The organism is Streptomyces sp. AC550_RSS872 (assembly GCF_019049285.1).
In the GTDB taxonomy this organism is placed as follows: Bacteria; Actinomycetota; Actinomycetes; order Streptomycetales; family Streptomycetaceae; genus Streptomyces.
The window spans coordinates 22,070-38,759 of the sequence record NZ_JAGMUL010000107.1 but is presented as its reverse complement, the minus strand read 5'-3'; the positions used below and the strand labels follow the sequence as shown (position 1 = coordinate 38,759).

At 72.9% G+C, this 16,690-nt stretch carries 14 protein-coding genes; 5 read left to right on the top strand and 9 right to left on the bottom strand.

Going from position 1 to position 16,690, the window contains the following annotated elements; translation table 11 throughout:
* The coding region (locus KUM44_RS46030; protein WP_254390423.1) for a MinD/ParA family protein at positions 1 to 1,970 on the top strand (1,970 nt) is incomplete at its 5' end.
* 75 nt (positions 1,971 to 2,045) lie between these two features.
* On the opposite strand, the gene KUM44_RS31955 is transcribed toward KUM44_RS46030, so the two are convergent.
* Together KUM44_RS31955 and KUM44_RS31950 are read right to left on the bottom strand one after the other, a co-directional pair.
* The gene (locus KUM44_RS31955) at positions 2,046 to 3,008 is read right to left on the bottom strand and encodes a bifunctional riboflavin kinase/FAD synthetase (RefSeq protein WP_217213248.1); all 963 of its coding nucleotides are present in this window, start codon (positions 3,006 to 3,008) and stop codon (positions 2,046 to 2,048) included.
* A gap of 134 nt (positions 3,009 to 3,142) precedes the next feature.
* Complete coding sequence (locus KUM44_RS31950; protein WP_217213247.1) at positions 3,143 to 6,568, bottom strand: serine protease; 3,426 nt, start codon at positions 6,566 to 6,568, stop codon at positions 3,143 to 3,145.
* Between KUM44_RS31950 and KUM44_RS46970 the strand changes: the two genes are divergently transcribed.
* Entirely contained in the window at positions 6,488 to 6,844 is a 357-nt protein-coding gene (locus KUM44_RS46970) for a hypothetical protein (RefSeq protein WP_217213251.1), read from the top strand. The two genes, KUM44_RS31950 and KUM44_RS46970, sit on opposite strands and share 81 nt — an antisense overlap.
* Before the next feature lie 521 nt (positions 6,845 to 7,365).
* On the opposite strand, the gene truB is transcribed toward KUM44_RS46970, so the two are convergent.
* The 7 genes from truB to rimP form a co-directional block, all read right to left on the bottom strand.
* Positions 7,366 to 8,271, bottom strand: a complete 906-nt coding sequence (truB, locus tag KUM44_RS31940) for a tRNA pseudouridine(55) synthase TruB (RefSeq protein ID WP_217213246.1) — start codon at positions 8,269 to 8,271, stop codon at positions 7,366 to 7,368.
* On the bottom strand, positions 8,268 to 8,723 hold the full coding sequence (gene rbfA / locus KUM44_RS31935) for a 30S ribosome-binding factor RbfA (protein WP_031484943.1): 456 nt from the start codon (positions 8,721 to 8,723) through the stop codon (positions 8,268 to 8,270). Before rbfA ends, truB begins: the two co-directional genes overlap by 4 nt.
* Before the next feature lie 48 nt (positions 8,724 to 8,771).
* Positions 8,772 to 9,068, bottom strand: coding sequence for a DUF503 domain-containing protein (locus KUM44_RS31930; protein ID WP_048584635.1), 297 nt, complete (start codon positions 9,066 to 9,068; stop codon positions 8,772 to 8,774).
* A gap of 280 nt (positions 9,069 to 9,348) precedes the next feature.
* Complete coding sequence (gene infB, locus KUM44_RS47335; RefSeq protein WP_217213245.1) at positions 9,349 to 12,471, bottom strand: translation initiation factor IF-2; 3,123 nt, start codon at positions 12,469 to 12,471, stop codon at positions 9,349 to 9,351.
* Between the two features lie 146 nt (positions 12,472 to 12,617).
* Positions 12,618 to 12,914: a YlxR family protein gene (locus tag KUM44_RS31920; protein ID WP_079056305.1), complete on the bottom strand. Its 297-nt coding sequence runs from the start codon at positions 12,912 to 12,914 to the stop codon at positions 12,618 to 12,620.
* 102 nt (positions 12,915 to 13,016) lie between these two features.
* Positions 13,017 to 14,003 (bottom strand): transcription termination factor NusA, encoded by a 987-nt coding sequence (nusA, locus tag KUM44_RS31915; protein WP_217213244.1) that lies wholly within the window; start codon positions 14,001 to 14,003, stop codon positions 13,017 to 13,019.
* A gap of 2 nt (positions 14,004 to 14,005) precedes the next feature.
* On the bottom strand, positions 14,006 to 14,521 hold the full coding sequence (gene rimP / locus KUM44_RS31910) for a ribosome maturation factor RimP (RefSeq protein ID WP_217213243.1): 516 nt from the start codon (positions 14,519 to 14,521) through the stop codon (positions 14,006 to 14,008).
* Positions 14,522 to 14,731: 210 nt separating this feature from the next.
* Between rimP and KUM44_RS31905 the strand changes: the two genes are divergently transcribed.
* The 3 genes from KUM44_RS31905 to KUM44_RS31895 are packed head-to-tail and all read left to right on the top strand — an operon-like array spanning position 14,732 to position 16,690.
* The gene (locus KUM44_RS31905) at positions 14,732 to 15,265 is read left to right on the top strand and encodes a hypothetical protein (protein WP_217213242.1); all 534 of its coding nucleotides are present in this window, start codon (positions 14,732 to 14,734) and stop codon (positions 15,263 to 15,265) included.
* Positions 15,262 to 15,738: a ferritin-like domain-containing protein gene (locus KUM44_RS31900; protein WP_217213241.1), complete on the top strand. Its 477-nt coding sequence runs from the start codon at positions 15,262 to 15,264 to the stop codon at positions 15,736 to 15,738. Before KUM44_RS31905 ends, KUM44_RS31900 begins: the two co-directional genes overlap by 4 nt.
* Positions 15,739 to 15,790: 52 nt before the next feature.
* Positions 15,791 to 16,690, top strand: coding sequence for an aminoglycoside phosphotransferase family protein (locus KUM44_RS31895; RefSeq protein ID WP_217213240.1), 900 nt, complete (start codon positions 15,791 to 15,793; stop codon positions 16,688 to 16,690).

Sequence of the window (16,690 nt, the reverse complement as noted above, 5' to 3'; positions counted from 1 at the left end):
CCCCCGTGCCGCCCCCGCCCCACCAGGGCCTCCCCCCGCTGCCCCAGGGCTTCGCGCCCGCGCACCCCGCGCAGGGGGCTCCGCAGCAGGCCGGCCAGCCGGACCCGCAGGCCGCCGCGGCCGCAGCAGTAGCCGGCCAGGCCCCCGGTTACGGCTACCCCCAGGCCCCGGCCCAGCCGCACCCCGGTCAGCCCGCCCAACAGGTCCCAGCGCAGGGCGCGTTCGGCGCTGCCCAGCCGCAGCCCGGCTACCCCGCGCAGGGCGGACAGCCCATGCCCGCCGACCCGCGCCAGGCGCACCAGCCCGGACAGCCGCAGGCAGCCGGGTACGGCTACCCGCAGCAGGCACCGCACCCGGGCCAGCCGCAGCCGCAGCCCCAGGCCGACGGATACGGCTACCCGCCCCAGGCCCCGCACCCCGGCCAGCCGCAGCCTGCCCAGCAGCAGCCGCAGCCCCAGCCGCACCCCGGGCAGCCCCAGCCGGGCCAGCCGCAGGCCGAGGGGTACGGCTACCCCCAGCAGCAGCCCGCGCCGCCCGGTTACGGCTACCCGCCCCAGCAGGGCGGCTACGGCTACCCCCAGCAGCAGGCTCAGCAGCAGCCGGCACCCCAACAGCAGCCCCCGGCCCAGCCCCAGCCGCAGGCGCCGCAGCAGCAGGCACCCCAGCAGAACCCCGCTGTCCCGCCCGCCGCCTACGGCAACCAGGGCCAGGGCAACCAGGGCTGGAGCGCCCCGCCCGGCCCCCAGGCCGGTCCCGGTGCCCCCCAGCAGCAGCAAGCCGCGCCCGGCACTCCGCTCGGTTACAACGCCGCCGTGGAGCTGTCGTCCGACCGGCTGCTGCGCAACCAGCCCAAGGCCCGCAAGAACAACCAGGCCCCGTCCCGGTTCAAGCTCGGCGCCAAGAAGGAGGCCGCGGAGCGGGAGCGGAAGCTGGGTCTGATCCGTACGCCGGTGATGTCCTGCTACCGGATCGCGGTCATCAGCCTCAAGGGCGGCGTCGGCAAGACCACGACGACGATGGCGCTCGGTGCCACGCTCGCCAGCGAGCGGCAGGACAAGATCCTCGCGATCGACGCCAACCCGGACGCGGGCACCCTCGGCCGACGGGTGCGGCGCGAGACGGGCGCCACCATCCGTGACCTGGTGCAGGCGATCCCGCAGCTCAACAGCTACATGGACATTCGCCGCTTCACCTCGCAGGCCCCCTCGGGCCTGGAGATCATCGCCAACGACGTGGACCCGGCGGTCTCCACCACCTTCAACGACCAGGACTACCGCAGCGCGCTCGACGTGCTCGGCAAGCAGTACCCGATCATCCTCACGGACTCGGGCACCGGCCTGCTCTACAGCGCGATGCGCGGAGTGCTGGACCTCGCCCACCAGTTGATCATCATCTCCACGCCCTCGGTGGACGGTGCGAGCAGCGCCTCGACGACGCTCGACTGGCTGTCGGCGAACGGCTTCGCCGATCTCGTCCAGCGGTCGATCACCGTGATCTCCGGTGTCCGCGAGACGGGCAAGATGATCAAGGTGGAGGACATCGTCGCGCACTTCGAGACCCGTTGCCGCGGTGTCGTCGTGATCCCCTTCGACGAGCATCTCGCGGCGGGCGCCGAGGTGGACCTCGACATGATGCGTCCGAAGACGCGCGAGGCCTACTTCGACCTCGCCTCGGTCATCGCCGAGGACATCGCGCGCACCCAGCAGGGCTTCGGCAACCCGAACATGCAGTACCAGCAGCCGCAGCAGGGCTACCCGGAGCAGCAGGGCTACCCGGCTCCGCAGCAGCAGCCGCAGCAGCCCTACGCCCAGCCCGGCGGCGCTCCGCAGCCGGGTCAGGGCTGGGGGCAGGCGCCGCAGCAGCCCGCGCCGGGCCAGGGCTGGCAGCAGCAGGCGCCGCCGCCCCAGGACCCGCAGCAGGGGCAGCAGCCGCAGCAGGGTTCCGTACCGCCCGGCTGGACGCAGCAGTAGCGCGTGAGCGCGTGAACCACGAAGGGCGGCCGGTGCCTCGGAGGCACCGGCCGCCCTTCGTCGTCGTCCGACCGGCTACTGCTTGTCGTGCTTCTCGGCGGCCGCGATCAGCTCCCGGCAGCGCTTCACGTCCTCGGCCATCTGCTCCAGCAGGGCGTCCAGCGACTCGAACTTCGCCTGGCCGCGGACGAAGGCGAGGAAGTCGACGGCGACATGCAGGCCGTACAGGTCCAGACCCACGCGGTCGATCGCGTACGCCTCGACCGTGCGCTCCGTGCCGTCGAACTGCGGGTTGGTGCCGACGGAGATCGCGGCCGGCATCATCTCGCCCTGGGCGTGCAGCCAGCCGGCGTAGACACCGTCGGCGGGGATGGCGGTGTGCGGGAGGGTCTCGACGTTGGCCGTGGGGAAGCCGAGTTCACGGCCCCGCTGGGCTCCGCGTACGACGACGCCCTCGACGCGGTGCGGGCGGCCCAGGATCTCGGCGGCGCCCTCGACGTCACCCTCGGCGACCAGGCGCCGGGTCAGGGTGGAGGAGAAGGGCTCGCCGCCACCCGCGTCGCCGGTCACGTACAGGTCGACGACCTCGACCTCGTAGTCGTAGGTCTTGCCCTGTTCGGCGAGGAACTCGACGTTCCCCGCGGCCCGGTGTCCGAAGCGGAAGTTGGGGCCCTCGACGACCGCCTTGGCGTGCAGCTTGTCGACCAGGACCTTGACCACGAACTCGGCCGGCGACAGCTTCGAGAACTCGGTCGTGAAGGGGAGGATCAGCACCGCGTCCACGCCCAGGTCGGCCATGAGGTCGGCGCGGCGGTGGTGCGGGGCGAGCAGGGGCGGGTGGCTGCCGGGGCGGACGACCTCGCTCGGGTGCGGGTCGAAGGTGACGACGACGGCGGGGACGCCCAGCTGCCGGGCGCGGTCCACGGCATGCCGGATGATCAGCTGGTGCCCTCGGTGGACCCCGTCGTAGGAACCGATGGTGACGACGCTGCGCCCCCAGTCCTGGGGGATGTCCTCCAAGCCACGCCAGCGCTGCACTGTGACCGCTCCTCGTCGAACCCGTGTCCGTCTATGCCCGTACGCTCTTATGCAGGTCTAAGGGTGCCATGCCGGGCGCCCACGGCCCGCATCGGCATGGATGCTGTGACCGGGTGCACGTACGGACGCGCTGCTCATGCGGGGACTCGGACGCCGGACAGGTTCTCGATCATCCTGCGGGTGCTCGGGCCCACCACCGCCGTCCACTCCTGCGGGGTGTCGGTCAGCCAGCCGGCGACCCGTGCGGCGAAGCCGGGGACGTGGCGGCCCAGGTCGACCAGGCCGCGGTCGAAACGGGCCGCGCCGTCCGGTGTTCGGACGAGCAGCAGACCGGTGTGGTGGACGAGGTCGCGCAGGCCGTCGTCCGGCCGGTCGCCGCGCCGCCGGACGGTGGCGTGCAGGAAGGCGTCGAGCACGGCGGGCGCGCGTTCGTGGGCGAGCAGGAAGTCCAGCAGGTCGCGGCGCAGGGCGCGGGAGCCGGGAGCGCCGGGAGCGGCGAGCACGACGGCGAGGGCCGCCCGGACCGGTTCCGTGCCGCCGTCCAGCAGGCCGGTGACCAGCGGCAAGAGGACGGCGTGTGCGCTCGGGCCCTGGTCGAGGCGCCGGTCGACGTACGCGGCGACGTCCGCGGCCGTCTCGGGGCGCCGCCGTACCGCCTCCCCGACGACGACGGCGACCCTGGACGCCAGGCCGGGCGTGGTGACGTCGGCGAGGGTGCGCAGCGCCGCTGCGGCGTCCGGTCGGCTCAGACGTGCCCGGAAGGCTTCGAGGACCTGGTCGGGGTGGGTGGCGAGGGCGACGACCAGGGCGCTGGGCGGGAACTGGGGGTCGTCGGCCGCGAAGTGCGCCAGCGCCTGCGGGAGATGGCGGGTACGGGTGTGCGGGTCCCGGACGAGGACGGCGAGCGCGCCGCCGTGCAGGGTGCAGTCGTCGGGGCGGGCGAGCAGGGCGAGGGCGGCGTGGCGGAGCAACTCGCGGTCGGCCTCGGTGCGGACATGGGGCGCGGCGCGCAGCCCGTACGCCACCGCCGCCACGCGCCGCCCGGGCCGTTCGTCGTGCGCCCAGCGGTCGACGGCCCGGCAGATCGCGGAGGTCTCCTCCTCGGACAGTACGGCGAGGAGTTCGTCGGCCTTGCGGTGCGCGCTGTCGACGAGGGTCTCGGTGAGGTCGTCGAGGGCGCCGTGGCGGTGTGTGTGGAGCAGGGCCTGGGCGGCTCCGGCGACGGTCGCGTGCGGGGTGGCGGGCAGCGGCCGGTCGTCGTCGAACCAGCGGGTGAGGTGGCGTTGTACGGCGGTGGGGTCGGCGGCGAGGAGCCGGGCGACGGCGTCCAGGTACCGGGGACGACGGGACTGCCGGGGCTCTGAGGCGCCGCGCGCCTCGGAGCCCTCGGCGGGCGGGCCGTCGGTGCGGACGAGACGGCGGAGCAGGTCGAGCCGCTCACCATCGGGGAGCGGCAGCGCGGTCCAGAAGCCGGGGTCGAACTCGCCGGGCGCGGCGCGATGGTGGCACCGCCAAGCCACGATCCGGTCGGTGAGCAGGCGCAGGACGTCCAGGTACGGCGTCGCGTCGGGAACGCGCAGCAGGGTCTCGGCGAGGAGCCGGGCAGCCCACCAAGAGGCGCGGTCAGCCTCCAACGCGTCCATCAACTCCTCCAGCCGGAGGGTGAGTTGGCGATGCCCATGGTGCCGTGGGAGCAGCAGGAGCGCCTGGACGACGGGTCCGATGCGGTGGTGCGGTACGGGGAGGGGGTGCTCGGCGTCGGGGTCGGTGCGGCGGCGGTGGACCAGGGCGTGCAGGGCCTCGTCCAGGTCGAGGTGCATGCCCTGGACCCAGTCGGCGAGCTCCTCGTGCGCGAAGCGGTAGCCGTTGCCCGCGGGGACGAGGAGGCCTTCGGTGAGGACTGCGGACGCCCAGCCGGTACCGCCGCCGAGCCGCGCGGGCGCCTGGCCCCACGGGAACACCGCCTCGAACGACGCCCGGTCCAGCTCTCCCTGACCGGGCCCGAGGCTGCGCCGCGCGGCCTCGTGGACCTGGCCGGAGACCTTGGCGGCGAGGCGGCGTACGGCGGTGCCGCGCAGGCCGTTCTCGACGGCGAGGCGGACGGCGACGCGCAGGCACATGAGGTCGAGGTGGGCGGAGAGGACGTCGTCGCGGTCGACCGGAGCGGTCGGTGCGTCGGGGAGGGCGGCGCGAACATCGGAGAGGAGGCGGAGGGCGAGGGGGTGGCGGGCATCGGGGCCGGAGAGGGCGCCTTCCGGGATGCCGTAGCGGGCGCGGGCCTGCCGGGCCTCGTCGGGGGTGAGGTCGTCGAGCGGCACGCAGGGCGGAATCCGTCCGGACGCCCAGTGCGCCGCCGGCTCAGCCGGGCGGTACAGCAGTTCCTGCGGGAACTCGGCGCCGGCCCCCTCCCAGTACTCCGCCCGGCACGCCACCACCAGCCGCGACCCCGTCACCCGCAGCCACTCCTCCGTGCCCTCGGTCCACTCCGTGAGCCGGTGGGCCAGGACCGGCGGCATTTCCTCCGGGCCGTCCAGGAGGAGCAGAAGGGGGCGGCCGGTGGCGCGGGAGAGGCCGGCCAGCCGCTCCGGGGTCGTGTCGCCCAGGGCGGCGGGGTCGACGGATGCCGACGCCGCCACGATGCGGGCCGCCCGGGTCAGCGCCCGGCGCGCGGCGTCGGCCACGGAGGTGTCGTCACTCTTGAGGTCGGCGCCGCGCAGCCACAGTGTGGGGGCCCCTTCCGGGCCTCGGTGGCGGCGGGCGGCGAGGGTCGCGAGTTCCGTCGTACGGCCGCTGCCGGGGCGCCCGACCAGGCCCAGCACGCAAGCCCGGCTCGTGGTGAAGGCACTGAACTCCCGTGCCGTAAAGCCGCGTTCGACCGGAGCCGTCACTCCCCCGGCGTCCGCCGCCGGACCGTCCTGCCCGACCGACGTGGCCGTCAGCTCCAGTACGCCGGCCAGGTTGAGGTCGGCTCCGTACGCCGGCACCGTCGCCGCGTTCTCGGCGAGCAGCTCGGCCAGCGGCCCGCCGCACCGTGGGTTCAGCGGTACGGCGAGAACGGCATCGCGCTGACCGGACCGCAGGGCCGTGCCGAGGACGCCCACGACAGCGCCGGTTCCGGCATCGAGGACGGGCCCTCCGGCCGCCCCGCCGCCCTGCCGCAGCGCATCCCGGCCGGCCGTACCGATCGCCAACTCCAGGGCACCGTCGAGAAGATGGAGGCGGTCCGTCACGGAGTACGTCGCGGACACCGCGCCCAGCACCCGCGCCTCCCGCCATCCCCCGGCCGCGATCCGCACATACGCCCCGATCCCGACCCGATCCCGCGCACTCACCGGCAACGGCTCCACGCCCAGCCCCTGAGTCCGTACGAGAGCCAGGCCCAGCTCCGGCAACGAGGTCACCTCGGCCGCGGGCACCACAGAGCAACGTTCCCCATCGGCAGCGCACAGGACCAGCCGGGCCAGACCATCGACCACCTCATGGCTGGTGACGACCGTGCCGCGATGGTCGGCCACGAACCCCAGACCGCGAGGCCGCCCGGCCAGGTCATGGATACGCACCAGGTCCTCGTCACGCACAAGGACGCCCAGGCCGTCGCCGCCCGGGCACTCCCCACCGCGACCTTCAGCAGCGCCACCGGCCCCGGAGAGCCCGCCCCCCTCCGGAGTCCCCGACGCGGCCCCCACATCCCGAAGCCCTGCACCGGCATCCACCTCAGGCCCGCCCAGCCCGCCCGACGCGACCCAAGGCCCCGACGCGGCCCCCACATCCCGGCCTGGTCCGCCGGCGTCCCGCTCGGCCCGGCCGAGATCGCCCGCCGCAGCCCAGGGCCCTGACCCATGGCCCAGGCCCTGACCTGGTCCGCCAGCGCCCGGCGCAGCGCCACCAAGCCCATCCGCCGCGGCCCAGACCCCCGACGCGGCCCCCAGGCCCCCAGGACCGCCCCACTCGCTGTCCCGCGCGCCCCGCTCCCCTTGCAGGTCTCCGTCCCACGTGCCCCAGGCCTCGCCCGGCGCCCCCGTCGCCCGCGTGCCGTCCGGCATCCGGCGGTCGCCGCCCGCCCCGGGGCCTCGTCCCGCCATCGTCGAACCTCCCCGCCGTGCGCCCACACGCCCATACGCCTGCGCCCTGTTTTTTCGACGGTAGGCGGGATGTGATCAGTGGGACAGATCGCGCAGCGAACGCGCCCCCTTCCGCTCCCTCGGTTCACTCCGAGCGCCTGCACAGACGGGTGAACAGGCGGGCGTCGTTGGATACACCCTAGGGGTGGGGGAACCGAGGGGGGACCGTGGAGCGGCGGGCACGACCCCGTGACCGCCGCTCCACGGGCAGGCACCGGACCGCGGTGCCCGGCGCCTCAGCCGAAGACGGCCAGGCTCTTCGCCTTGCCCTTGTGTTCCTCCACGAGCGCGAGGAGGCGGCCCTCGGGGCCGAAGACGGCGACGGAACCGGCGCCGGCGTACTCCTCGGGCATGTCGAGCCGGACCCCGTTGGTCAGCAGCCGGGCGCGCCTGGCGTCGACGTCCCAGCGCGGGAACGCGGCCGCGGCGGCCTCGGCGATCGGCATCACCGTCAGTTCCTGCTGGAGCTGCTCCAGGGTCCTCGCCGAGTCCAGCTTGTACGGGCCGACCCGGGTGCGGCGCAGCGCCGTGAGGTGGCCGCCGACGCCCAGGTCGGCACCGAGGTCACGGGCGAGGGCACGGATGTAGGTGCCGGAGGAGCAGACCACCGAGACGACCAGGTCGAGCACGGCGGTGCCGTCGTCGGCGACGGCGTCCCGGACGTCGTAGACCGAGAAGGACGAGACGGTGACCGGCCGGGCGGGGATGTCGAAGTCCTCGCCGTCCCTCGCCCGCTTGTAGGAGCGCACCCCGTCGATCTTGATGGCGCTGACCTTGGACGGCACCTGCATGATGTCGCCGGTCAGCTTGGCGATCCCGGCGTCGATGCCGTCGCGGGTGACCTTCGAGGCGTCGGCCGACCCCGTGATCTCGCCCTCGGCGTCGTCGGTGACGGTGGTCTGGCCCAGGCGGATCGTGCCCAGGTACTCCTTCTCGGTCAGGGCCAGATGACCGAGGAGCTTGGTCGCCTTCTCGACGCCGAGGACGAGGACGCCCGTCGCCATGGGGTCGAGGGTGCCGGCGTGCCCGACGCGTCGCGTGCGCGCGATACCGCGCATCTTGGCGACCACGTCGTGCGAAGTGAAGCCCGACGGCTTGTCGACGATGACAAGGCCGTCGGGCGTGGTGTGCTTCTGCGTCATTCCGCGGTGTCGCCGTCCGTCTCGTCCTCGGCGCCCGGCTTGCGGTACGGGTCCGCCTCACCGGCGTACTTCGCGCCCGCGGACACCTCGCGCACCTTCTCGTCGGACTGCCGGGCCTTGTCGAGGAGGTCCTCGATGGTCCGGGCGGTGTCCGGAAGGGCGTCGGCGACGAAGGTCAGGGTCGGTGTGAACTTCACGCCCGCGGCAGCCCCGACCGCCGACCGGAGCACGCCCTTGGCGCTCTCCAGTCCGGCCGCGGCGGCCGCCCGCTCCTCGTCGTCCCCGTACACCGTGTAGAAGACGGTCGCCTCCCGCAGGTCACCCGTGACCCGCGTGTCCGTGATGGTGACGTGCGAGCCGAGCCGCGGGTCCTTGATCCCACGTTGCAGCTTCTGGGCCACCACCTCCCGGATGAGGTCCGCCAGCCTTTTCGCCCGCGCGTTGTCGGCCACTGGTCCGTCTCCCGTTCTTTCTTCTTCTACGTTCTTGGCTGTTGGTCGTCAGTCGTCGTGGTCACCGTGGAAGCGCCGTCGGACCGACAGCAGTTCCACTTCCGGACGCCCGGCGACCAGCCGTTCGCACCGGTCCAGTACGTCGGTGAGGTGACCGGCGTCGCCGGACACCAGGGCGATGCCGATCCCGGCCCGCCGGTAGAGGTCCATGTGGTCCACCTCGGCCGCGCTCACCGCGTACTTGCGCTGAAGCTCGGCGACGATCGGGCGGACGACGGATCGCTTCTCCTTCAGCGACCGTACGTCGCCGAGGAGGAGGTCGAAGGACAGCGTCCCCACATACATGTGTGTAACCGGTTCACCCGCCGGTACGGGATCGATGGCCCTGCCATCGGTGAGGCAGGGACATCAGAACCGTACAACGAAGGGGCCGGGCCGATCGACGGATATTACGCTCCGTAGACCCGGGCAGCTCCCGAGCGCCGGTCGAGCGCATTCAGCCCGTCCGGCGTTTGAGGACGAGGCCCGTTCAGGGCCGAAGCGCCGTCCTGGGGGGCGACAGCCCCCGGAACGGCGCGCTGGCCGACGGAAGCAAGCTCCCGTCGGCCAGCGCAAACCGTCGGCCTTACGCCCGCGGCTTCTCGCGCATCTCGTACGTCGCGATGACGTCGTCGACCTTGATGTCGTTGAAGTTGCCGAGGTTGATACCGCCCTCGAACCCTTCGCGGATCTCGGTGACGTCGTCCTTGAAGCGACGCAGACCCTCGATGTTGAGGTTCTCCGCGATGACCTTGCCATCGCGGACGAGGCGCGCCTTGGTGTTGCGCTTGACCTCGCCGGAGCGGATGAGAACACCCGCGATGTTGCCCAGCTTGGACGACTTGAAGACCTCGCGGATCTCCGCCGTACCGAGCTCGACCTCTTCGTACTCCGGCTTGAGCATGCCCTTGAGGGCCGCCTCGATCTCCTCGATCGCCTGGTAGATGACCGAGTAGTACCGGACGTCCACGCCCTCGCGCTCGGCCATCTGCTGCGCACGCCCGGCGGCGCGCACGTTGAAGCCGATCACGATGGCGTCCGAGCCCATGGCCAGGTCGATGTCGGACTCCGTGACCGCACCGACACCGCGGTGCAGGACGCGGATGTCGACCTCTTCGCCGACGTCCAGCTGGAGCAGGGAGGACTCCAGAGCCTCGACCGATCCGGACGCGTCGCCCTTGATGATCAGGTTCAGCTGCTGGACCTCGCCGGCCTTCAGCACCTTGTCCAGGTCCTCCAGCGACACGCGGCGCGTGCGCTTCGCGAAGGCGGCGTTGCGCTCGCGAGCGGCACGCTTCTCCGCGATCTGGCGGGCCGTACGGTCCTCCTCGACGACGAGGAAGTTGTCGCCCGCGCCCGGGACGTTGGTGAGACCCAACACCTGGACCGGAGTCGACGGACCGGCCTCGGCGACGTTGTTGCCGTTGTCGTCGAGCATGGCGCGCACACGACCGTAGGCGTCGCCCACGACCATCGTGTCGCCGACCCGCAGCGTGCCTCGCTGGACGAGGACCGTCGCCACGGCACCGCGGCCGCGGTCGAGGCGGGACTCGATGGAAATACCCTGCGCGTCCTGGTTCGGGTTGGCCCGCAGGTCGAGCGAGGCGTCGGCCGTCAGGATCACGGCCTCCAGCAGGGAGTCGATGTGCAGACCCTGCTTGGCGGAGATGTCGACGAACATCGTGTCGCCGCCGTACTCCTCGGCCACCAGCCCGTACTCGGTGAGCTGGCCGCGCACCTTGGTCGGGTCGGCGCCCTCGACGTCGATCTTGTTGACCGCGACGACGATCGGGACCTCGGCCGCCTTGGCGTGGTTGAGCGCCTCGACCGTCTGCGGCATGACGCCGTCGTTGGCCGCGACGACCAGGATCGCGATGTCCGTCGACCGGGCACCACGGGCACGCATGGCGGTGAACGCCTCGTGACCCGGGGTGTCGATGAAGGTGATCGCGCGGTCCTCTTCGTTGACCTGGGTCGAGACCTGGTAGGCACCGATGTGCTGGGTGATGCCGCCGGCCTCGCCCGCGATGACGTTCGTCTTGCGGATGGCGTCGAGCAGCCGGGTCTTACCGTGGTCGACGTGACCCATGACGGTGACGACCGGCGGGCGGACCACCAGGTCCTCCTCGTCGCCCTCGTCCTCGCCGAACTCGATGTCGAAGGACTCGAGCAGCTCGCGGTCCTCCTCCTCCGGGCTGACGATCTGAACCGTGTAGTTCATCTCGTCGGCGAGGAGCTGGAGGGTCTCGTCGGAGACGGACTGCGTCGCGGTGACCATCTCGCCGAGGTTCATCATGACCGCGACGAGCGACGCCGGGTTGGCGTTGATCTTCTCCGCGAAGTCGGTGAGCGACGCACCGCGCGACAGGCGAATGGACTCGCCGTTGCCGCGAGGCAGCATCACGCCGCCGACCGACGGGGCCTGCATGGCCTCGTACTCCTGGCGCCTCTGCCGCTTCGACTTACGGCCACGACGCGCGGGACCACCGGGACGACCGAAGGCGCCCTGCGTGCCACCACGGCCACCGGGACCACCGGGACGGCCGCCGAAGCCGGGACGGCCACCGCCGCCACCGCCGGGACCACCCGGACGGCCGGCGAAACCGCCGCCACCGCCACCGGGACCACCGGGACGACCGGCGAAACCGCCACCGCCGCCGCCACCGGGACGACCGGCGAAGCCGCCGCCGCCCGGACGACCGCCGCCACCGCCACCGGGACGACCGCCGCCACCGGGACCACGGCCACCGGGGCCACCGCCGCCGGGACGCGGGCCGGCAGCAGGACGCTGCGGCATCATGCCGGGGTTCGGACGCGGACCGCCGGGGCCGCCGCCGGGACGCGGACCGCCGCCCTGCGGACGGGGCATGCCGCCCGGGGTGGGACGCGCGCCGCCCGGAGCCTGCGGACGGGGACCGCCCGCCGCACCCTGGGGACGGGGACCGCCCTGACCCTGCGGACGCGGAGCGCCGCCGGGGGCACCGGGGCCGCCCTGGCCGCCGGGACGCGGGGCGCCGCCCGGACGGGGCGCCTGCGGGCGCGCCATGCCGGTGGAGCCACCAGAGGTGAACGGGTTGTTGCCCGGACGGGGACCGGCCGGACGGGCACCGGGACGCGCGCCGCCGCCACCCGGACGCGGAGCGCCGGGACGGTCGCCGCGGTCACCACGGCCCTGGCCGCCCTGGCCGGGACCACCCGGACGGGGGGCGCCGGGACGCGGCGCCTGGCCGCCCGGACGCGGAGCACCCGGACGCGGGCCGGAGCCCTGGCCCTGGGAGGCGGCCGGAGCGGCGGGAGCCGCCGGGGGCGCCGTGAACTCGGGCGCGGTCGGAGCCGGGGACGCCGGGGCGGGCCGCGGCGCGGGCTTCGGGCCCGGGGTCGGACGGGGGCCGGGAGTGGCCGGCGCGGCGGGAGCCGCGGGCTTCTCGGCAGCGGCCGGCTTGGGGGCCGGCGGGCGCGGGGCGGCCGGACGGGCAGCCTGCGCCGGAGAGGGGGCCGCCGGCTTTGCCGGGGCAGCCTTGCGGGCGGAAGCGGGCTTGCCGCCTCCGTTGCCCTGCTGGAGGGCGTCCGTCAACTTACGGACGACGGGCGCTTCGATGGTCGAAGACGCCGAACGGACGAATTCACCGAGTTCCTGGAGCTTGGCCATGACGACCTTGCTCTCAACCCCGAACTCCTTGGCGAGTTCGTATACCCGGACCTTAGCCACTTCGCTCCTTTTAGGTCCGGGTGTGTCCGGACCGTCGCTACTTCATGGGCGTACTCATCGCGTGCTCATCGAGTGCTCATCGCAATCTCGACCTACTTCCAACTCGCGGGGTACCAGGGCCGCACGGGGGTTCCGCGCGACGCGTCTTACGGTGTTGCCTGCTCAGCAACTGTTGTCTGCTCGACGTACTGGCGCAACGCCTTTGTGTCGAGCGCTCCCGGGGCGCGCAACGCCCGCGTGAACGCCCGGCGGCGTACCGCCTGGTCGAGACAGACCAGTGCGGGGTGTACGTACGCACCCCGGCCGGGCAGCGTACCGCGAGGATCAGGGACGCACTCGTCCTTGATCGCCACGATCCGCAGCAGATCAGCCTTGGCCGCTCGCTCCCGGCACCCCACACAGGTGCGTTCAGGGCATGCGCGGACGCGTGTCCGGCCAGACACCGTTAAGTCTACCTCCCCGTACCGACCTCACCCCTTTGGGGCAGGATTCGAACAGTTGCCGCGCAGTAACCTGACGTGATCTGAGCGACCTACGGCTGGGATCTATTCCCCGGCCTGCTCGGTGTCCGGGCGGATGTCGATCCGCCAGCCGGTGAGCCGGGCGGCGAGTCGGGCATTCTGCCCTTCCTTGCCGATCGCCAGTGACAGCTGGTAGTCGGGCACGGTCACACGGGCGGAACGGGCTGCCATGTCCACGACCTCCACCTTGGAGACCCGGGCCGGCGACAGCGCGTTCGCCACCATCTCGGCCGGGTCGTCCGACCAGTCGACGATGTCGATCTTCTCGCCGTTCAGCTCGCCCATGACATTGCGCACACGGCCGCCCATGGGACCGATGCAGGCGCCCTTGGCGTTCAGACCGCTGCGGGTGGACCGTACGGCGATCTTCGTGCGGTGGCCGGCCTCACGGGCGATGGCGGCGATCTCGACGGAGCCGTCGGCGATCTCCGGCACCTCCAGCGCGAAGAGCTTCTTCACCAGGTTGGGGTGCGTGCGCGAGAGGGTCACGGACGGACCGCGCACGCCCTTCGCCACCCGTACGACGTACGACCGCAGCCGCATCCCGTGCGGATAGGTCTCGCCGGGCACCTGCTCCTGCACCGGCAGGATGGCCTCCAGCTTGCCGATGTCGACGAGCACGTTCTTCGGGTCGCGGCCCTGCTGGACCACGCCGGTGACGATGTCGCCCTCACGGCCGGCGTACTCGCCGAGCGTCGCGTCGTCCTCGGCGTCGCGCAGCCGCTGGAGGATGACCTGCTTGGCGGTGGTGGCGGCGATACGGCCGAAGCCGGACGGGGTGTCGTCGAACTCGCGGGGCTCCTGGCCCTCCTCCAGATCCTCGGGATCCTCCTTCGCCCACACGGTCACATGGCCGGTCTCCCGGTTCAGCTCCACGCGCGCGTGGCGGCGGCTTCCCTCGGTGCGGTGGTAGGCGATGAGGAGGGCCGACTCGATCGCCTCGACCAGCAGGGGGAAGGAGATCTCCTTCTCCCGTACCAAGCCCCGCAGGGCACTCATGTCGATGTCCACGGCTACGCCTCCTCTTCCTTCTCGTCCTTGCTGTCTTTGCTGTCCTTGCGGCTGAACTCGACCTGCACGCGCGCCTTGTCGATCTCCGGGAAACCGAGTCTGCGGGAGGTGGCCCTGCGGCCCTTCACTCCGGGCACTTCGAGGTCGAGTCCGTCGTCGTCGACCGTCAGGATCCGGGCCACCAGCTCGCCGCCCTCGGCGAGTTGGAACTTCACGAGCCGGTCGACGGCACGTACGTAGTGGCGGTGCTCGGTGAGGGCGCGCTCCGCGCCCGGGGTACCCACCTCGAGGGTGTACTCGCCCTCGCCCATCACGTCCGTCTCGTCGAGCTTCGCCGAGAGCGCACGGCTCACATCGGCGATCCGGTCCAGATCGGCACCGGTGTCGGAGTCGACGACAACGCGGAGCACACGCTTGCGTCCGACGGAGTCCACTGCGATCTCTTCGAGATCCAGGCCCTGGGAGCTGACGAGCGGCTCCAGTAGTTCTCGCAGCCTCTCGCTCTGGGTGGTGCTCATCCGGGTGACTCCTCGGCCGCGTGTGCTGTTGTGGGATGGGGCGCGTGTCTGGTCAAAGGGTATCCGGTCGCAGGGACTGTTGCCGTCCACCTGGGCACGGACGGTGCCGATGAGTGGTGCCGTCGGCTCGCGCGGGTACGGTGATCACGGGCCTGTTCGACCCGCTGTTCCCGTAACCGCTTTCGTACGAGTTCCCCGAGGACATCTGCCGTGCCGTACCCCTCGCCGCCGCGCTCCCCCTCGGGGCCGCGCAGAAGAACCCTGCTCGCCTCGGCCGCGGGCGCCGCGCTGCTGGTGGGCTGCTCCTCCGGATCCGAGGACTCGGACGGCGGCACCGGTGGCAGTCCGTCACTCGCCGAGCGGGCACGCGCGCGTGCGGCCCTGGACAGCGCGGGTCTGGTCGAGCGGTACGACGCGGTGCTCGCCGTCCATCCGGCACTGGCGGTGCTGGTGGGGCCGTTGCGGGCGGAGGCCGTACGGCATGTGGAGGCGTTCGGCGGGGGGTCCTCCGAGCCCACGGCTTCCGCTCCCTCCGGGAAGGCGTCGCCGTCGGCCTCTGCCACGGCCGCCGTGCCCGGGGACGAGCGGGACGCGCTGACCGACCTGGCCGCCGCCGAACGGGCGCTCGCGGACCGCCGGGCGAAGGCGCTGCTCGACCTGCCGGGCGAACTGGCGCGGCTGCTGGCCTCGGTGGCGGCGGCCGGGGCCGCGCACGCATATCTGCTGACGGAGGGGGCCAAGTGAGCGAGACGGGCAAGGGCGGCAAGAAGGAGCAGCTGAAGGCCCTTCAGGCGGCGCTCGCCGCCGAGCACGCGGCGGTGTACGGGTACGGCGTCGTCGGCGGCCGGATCCGTGAGGAGCAGCGCTCGGCAGCACGTGCGGCGTACGACGGGCACCGGGCGCGGCGGGACGCGCTGGCGCGCGAGGTACGTGACCTAGGCGCCGAGCCGGTCGCCGCGAGCGCCGCGTACGCGCTGCCGTTCCCGGTGCCGGACTCGGCGGCGGCCGTCCGGTTCGCCGCCGGCCTGGAGGACCGGGTGGCCGGGGTGTACTCCGACCTGGTGCGGGCCGCCGAAGGTCAGCTGCGGGGTACGGCCGCCGAGGCGCTGCGGGAGGCGGCGGTGCGGGCGGTGCGCTGGCGGGGCGAGAGCGTAGCCTTCCCTGGGCTCGTCGAGCGGGCGGGCACGGGGGCGGCCTCGCCGGCGCCCACCGCCTGACGCCGACCGGTCGGCCGACCGGCGAACACGTACGGGAAGGGACGACTCGCGCATGGCTTTCGAACCGCCGCAGCGTCTGGTCAGGGCGCTCGGTGAAACGGCGCCGGACGGTGACGACTGGTTGGTGGAGCTGCCGGAGACGGCCCACCAGGCCGTCACGCTACGCGAGTTGACCGTTGAGCGGGTGCAAGTGCCTGGCGGCCGCAGCAGCCTGGTGGTACTGGTGCGGCGTGCGGACGGCACCCCCGCTGTGCTCAAGCTGGCCCCGCCCCGGTTCCGCCCTGAGAGCGAGCGGGCCGCGCTCGCGCGCTGGGGCGGTGTGGGCGCCGTACAGCTTCTCGAACCGTTCGTGACCGAGGGTGTGCTGCTGCTGGAGCGGCTGCATCCGGATCTGTCGGTGCGGTCGCTGCCGGAGGCGAAGGCGCTGCTGGAGGCGGCGGGGACGTTGCGGCGACTGTGGGTGGAGCCGCCCGGCGATCATGCCTTCGAGACGGTCGCCGAGCGGACGGGACGGCAGGCCGAGGCGATGCGGGTGACCGCGTCGGCGGAGGCGGAGGTGGCTGGGCTGGTCGGTGCTGCTCTTGCCGCCCGGGAAGAGCTGTTGGCCGCGCCGCCTGAGACGCGGTTGCTGCATGGGACGTTTCGGCAGAGCAAGGTGCTGGCCGGGGAGCGGATGCCGTGGTTGGCCGTGGGGCCGGATCCGGTGGTGGGTGAGTGCGCTTTCGATCTGGCGCGGTTGGTGCGGGATCGGGTGGAGGATCTGATCGCCTCGCCCTCGGGGGCGGCGATTACGCGGCGGCGGGTGAAGCGGCTTGCGGAGTCGTTGGAGGTGGATCAGGAGCGGTTGCGGGGGTGGACGTTGTTTCGGGCCGTTGAGTCGGGGGTTCGGGCGCTGCGGGTTGGCCGGCCCAGGGATGCTGAGTTGTTGCTGGAGTTTGCCGGGTGGCTATGA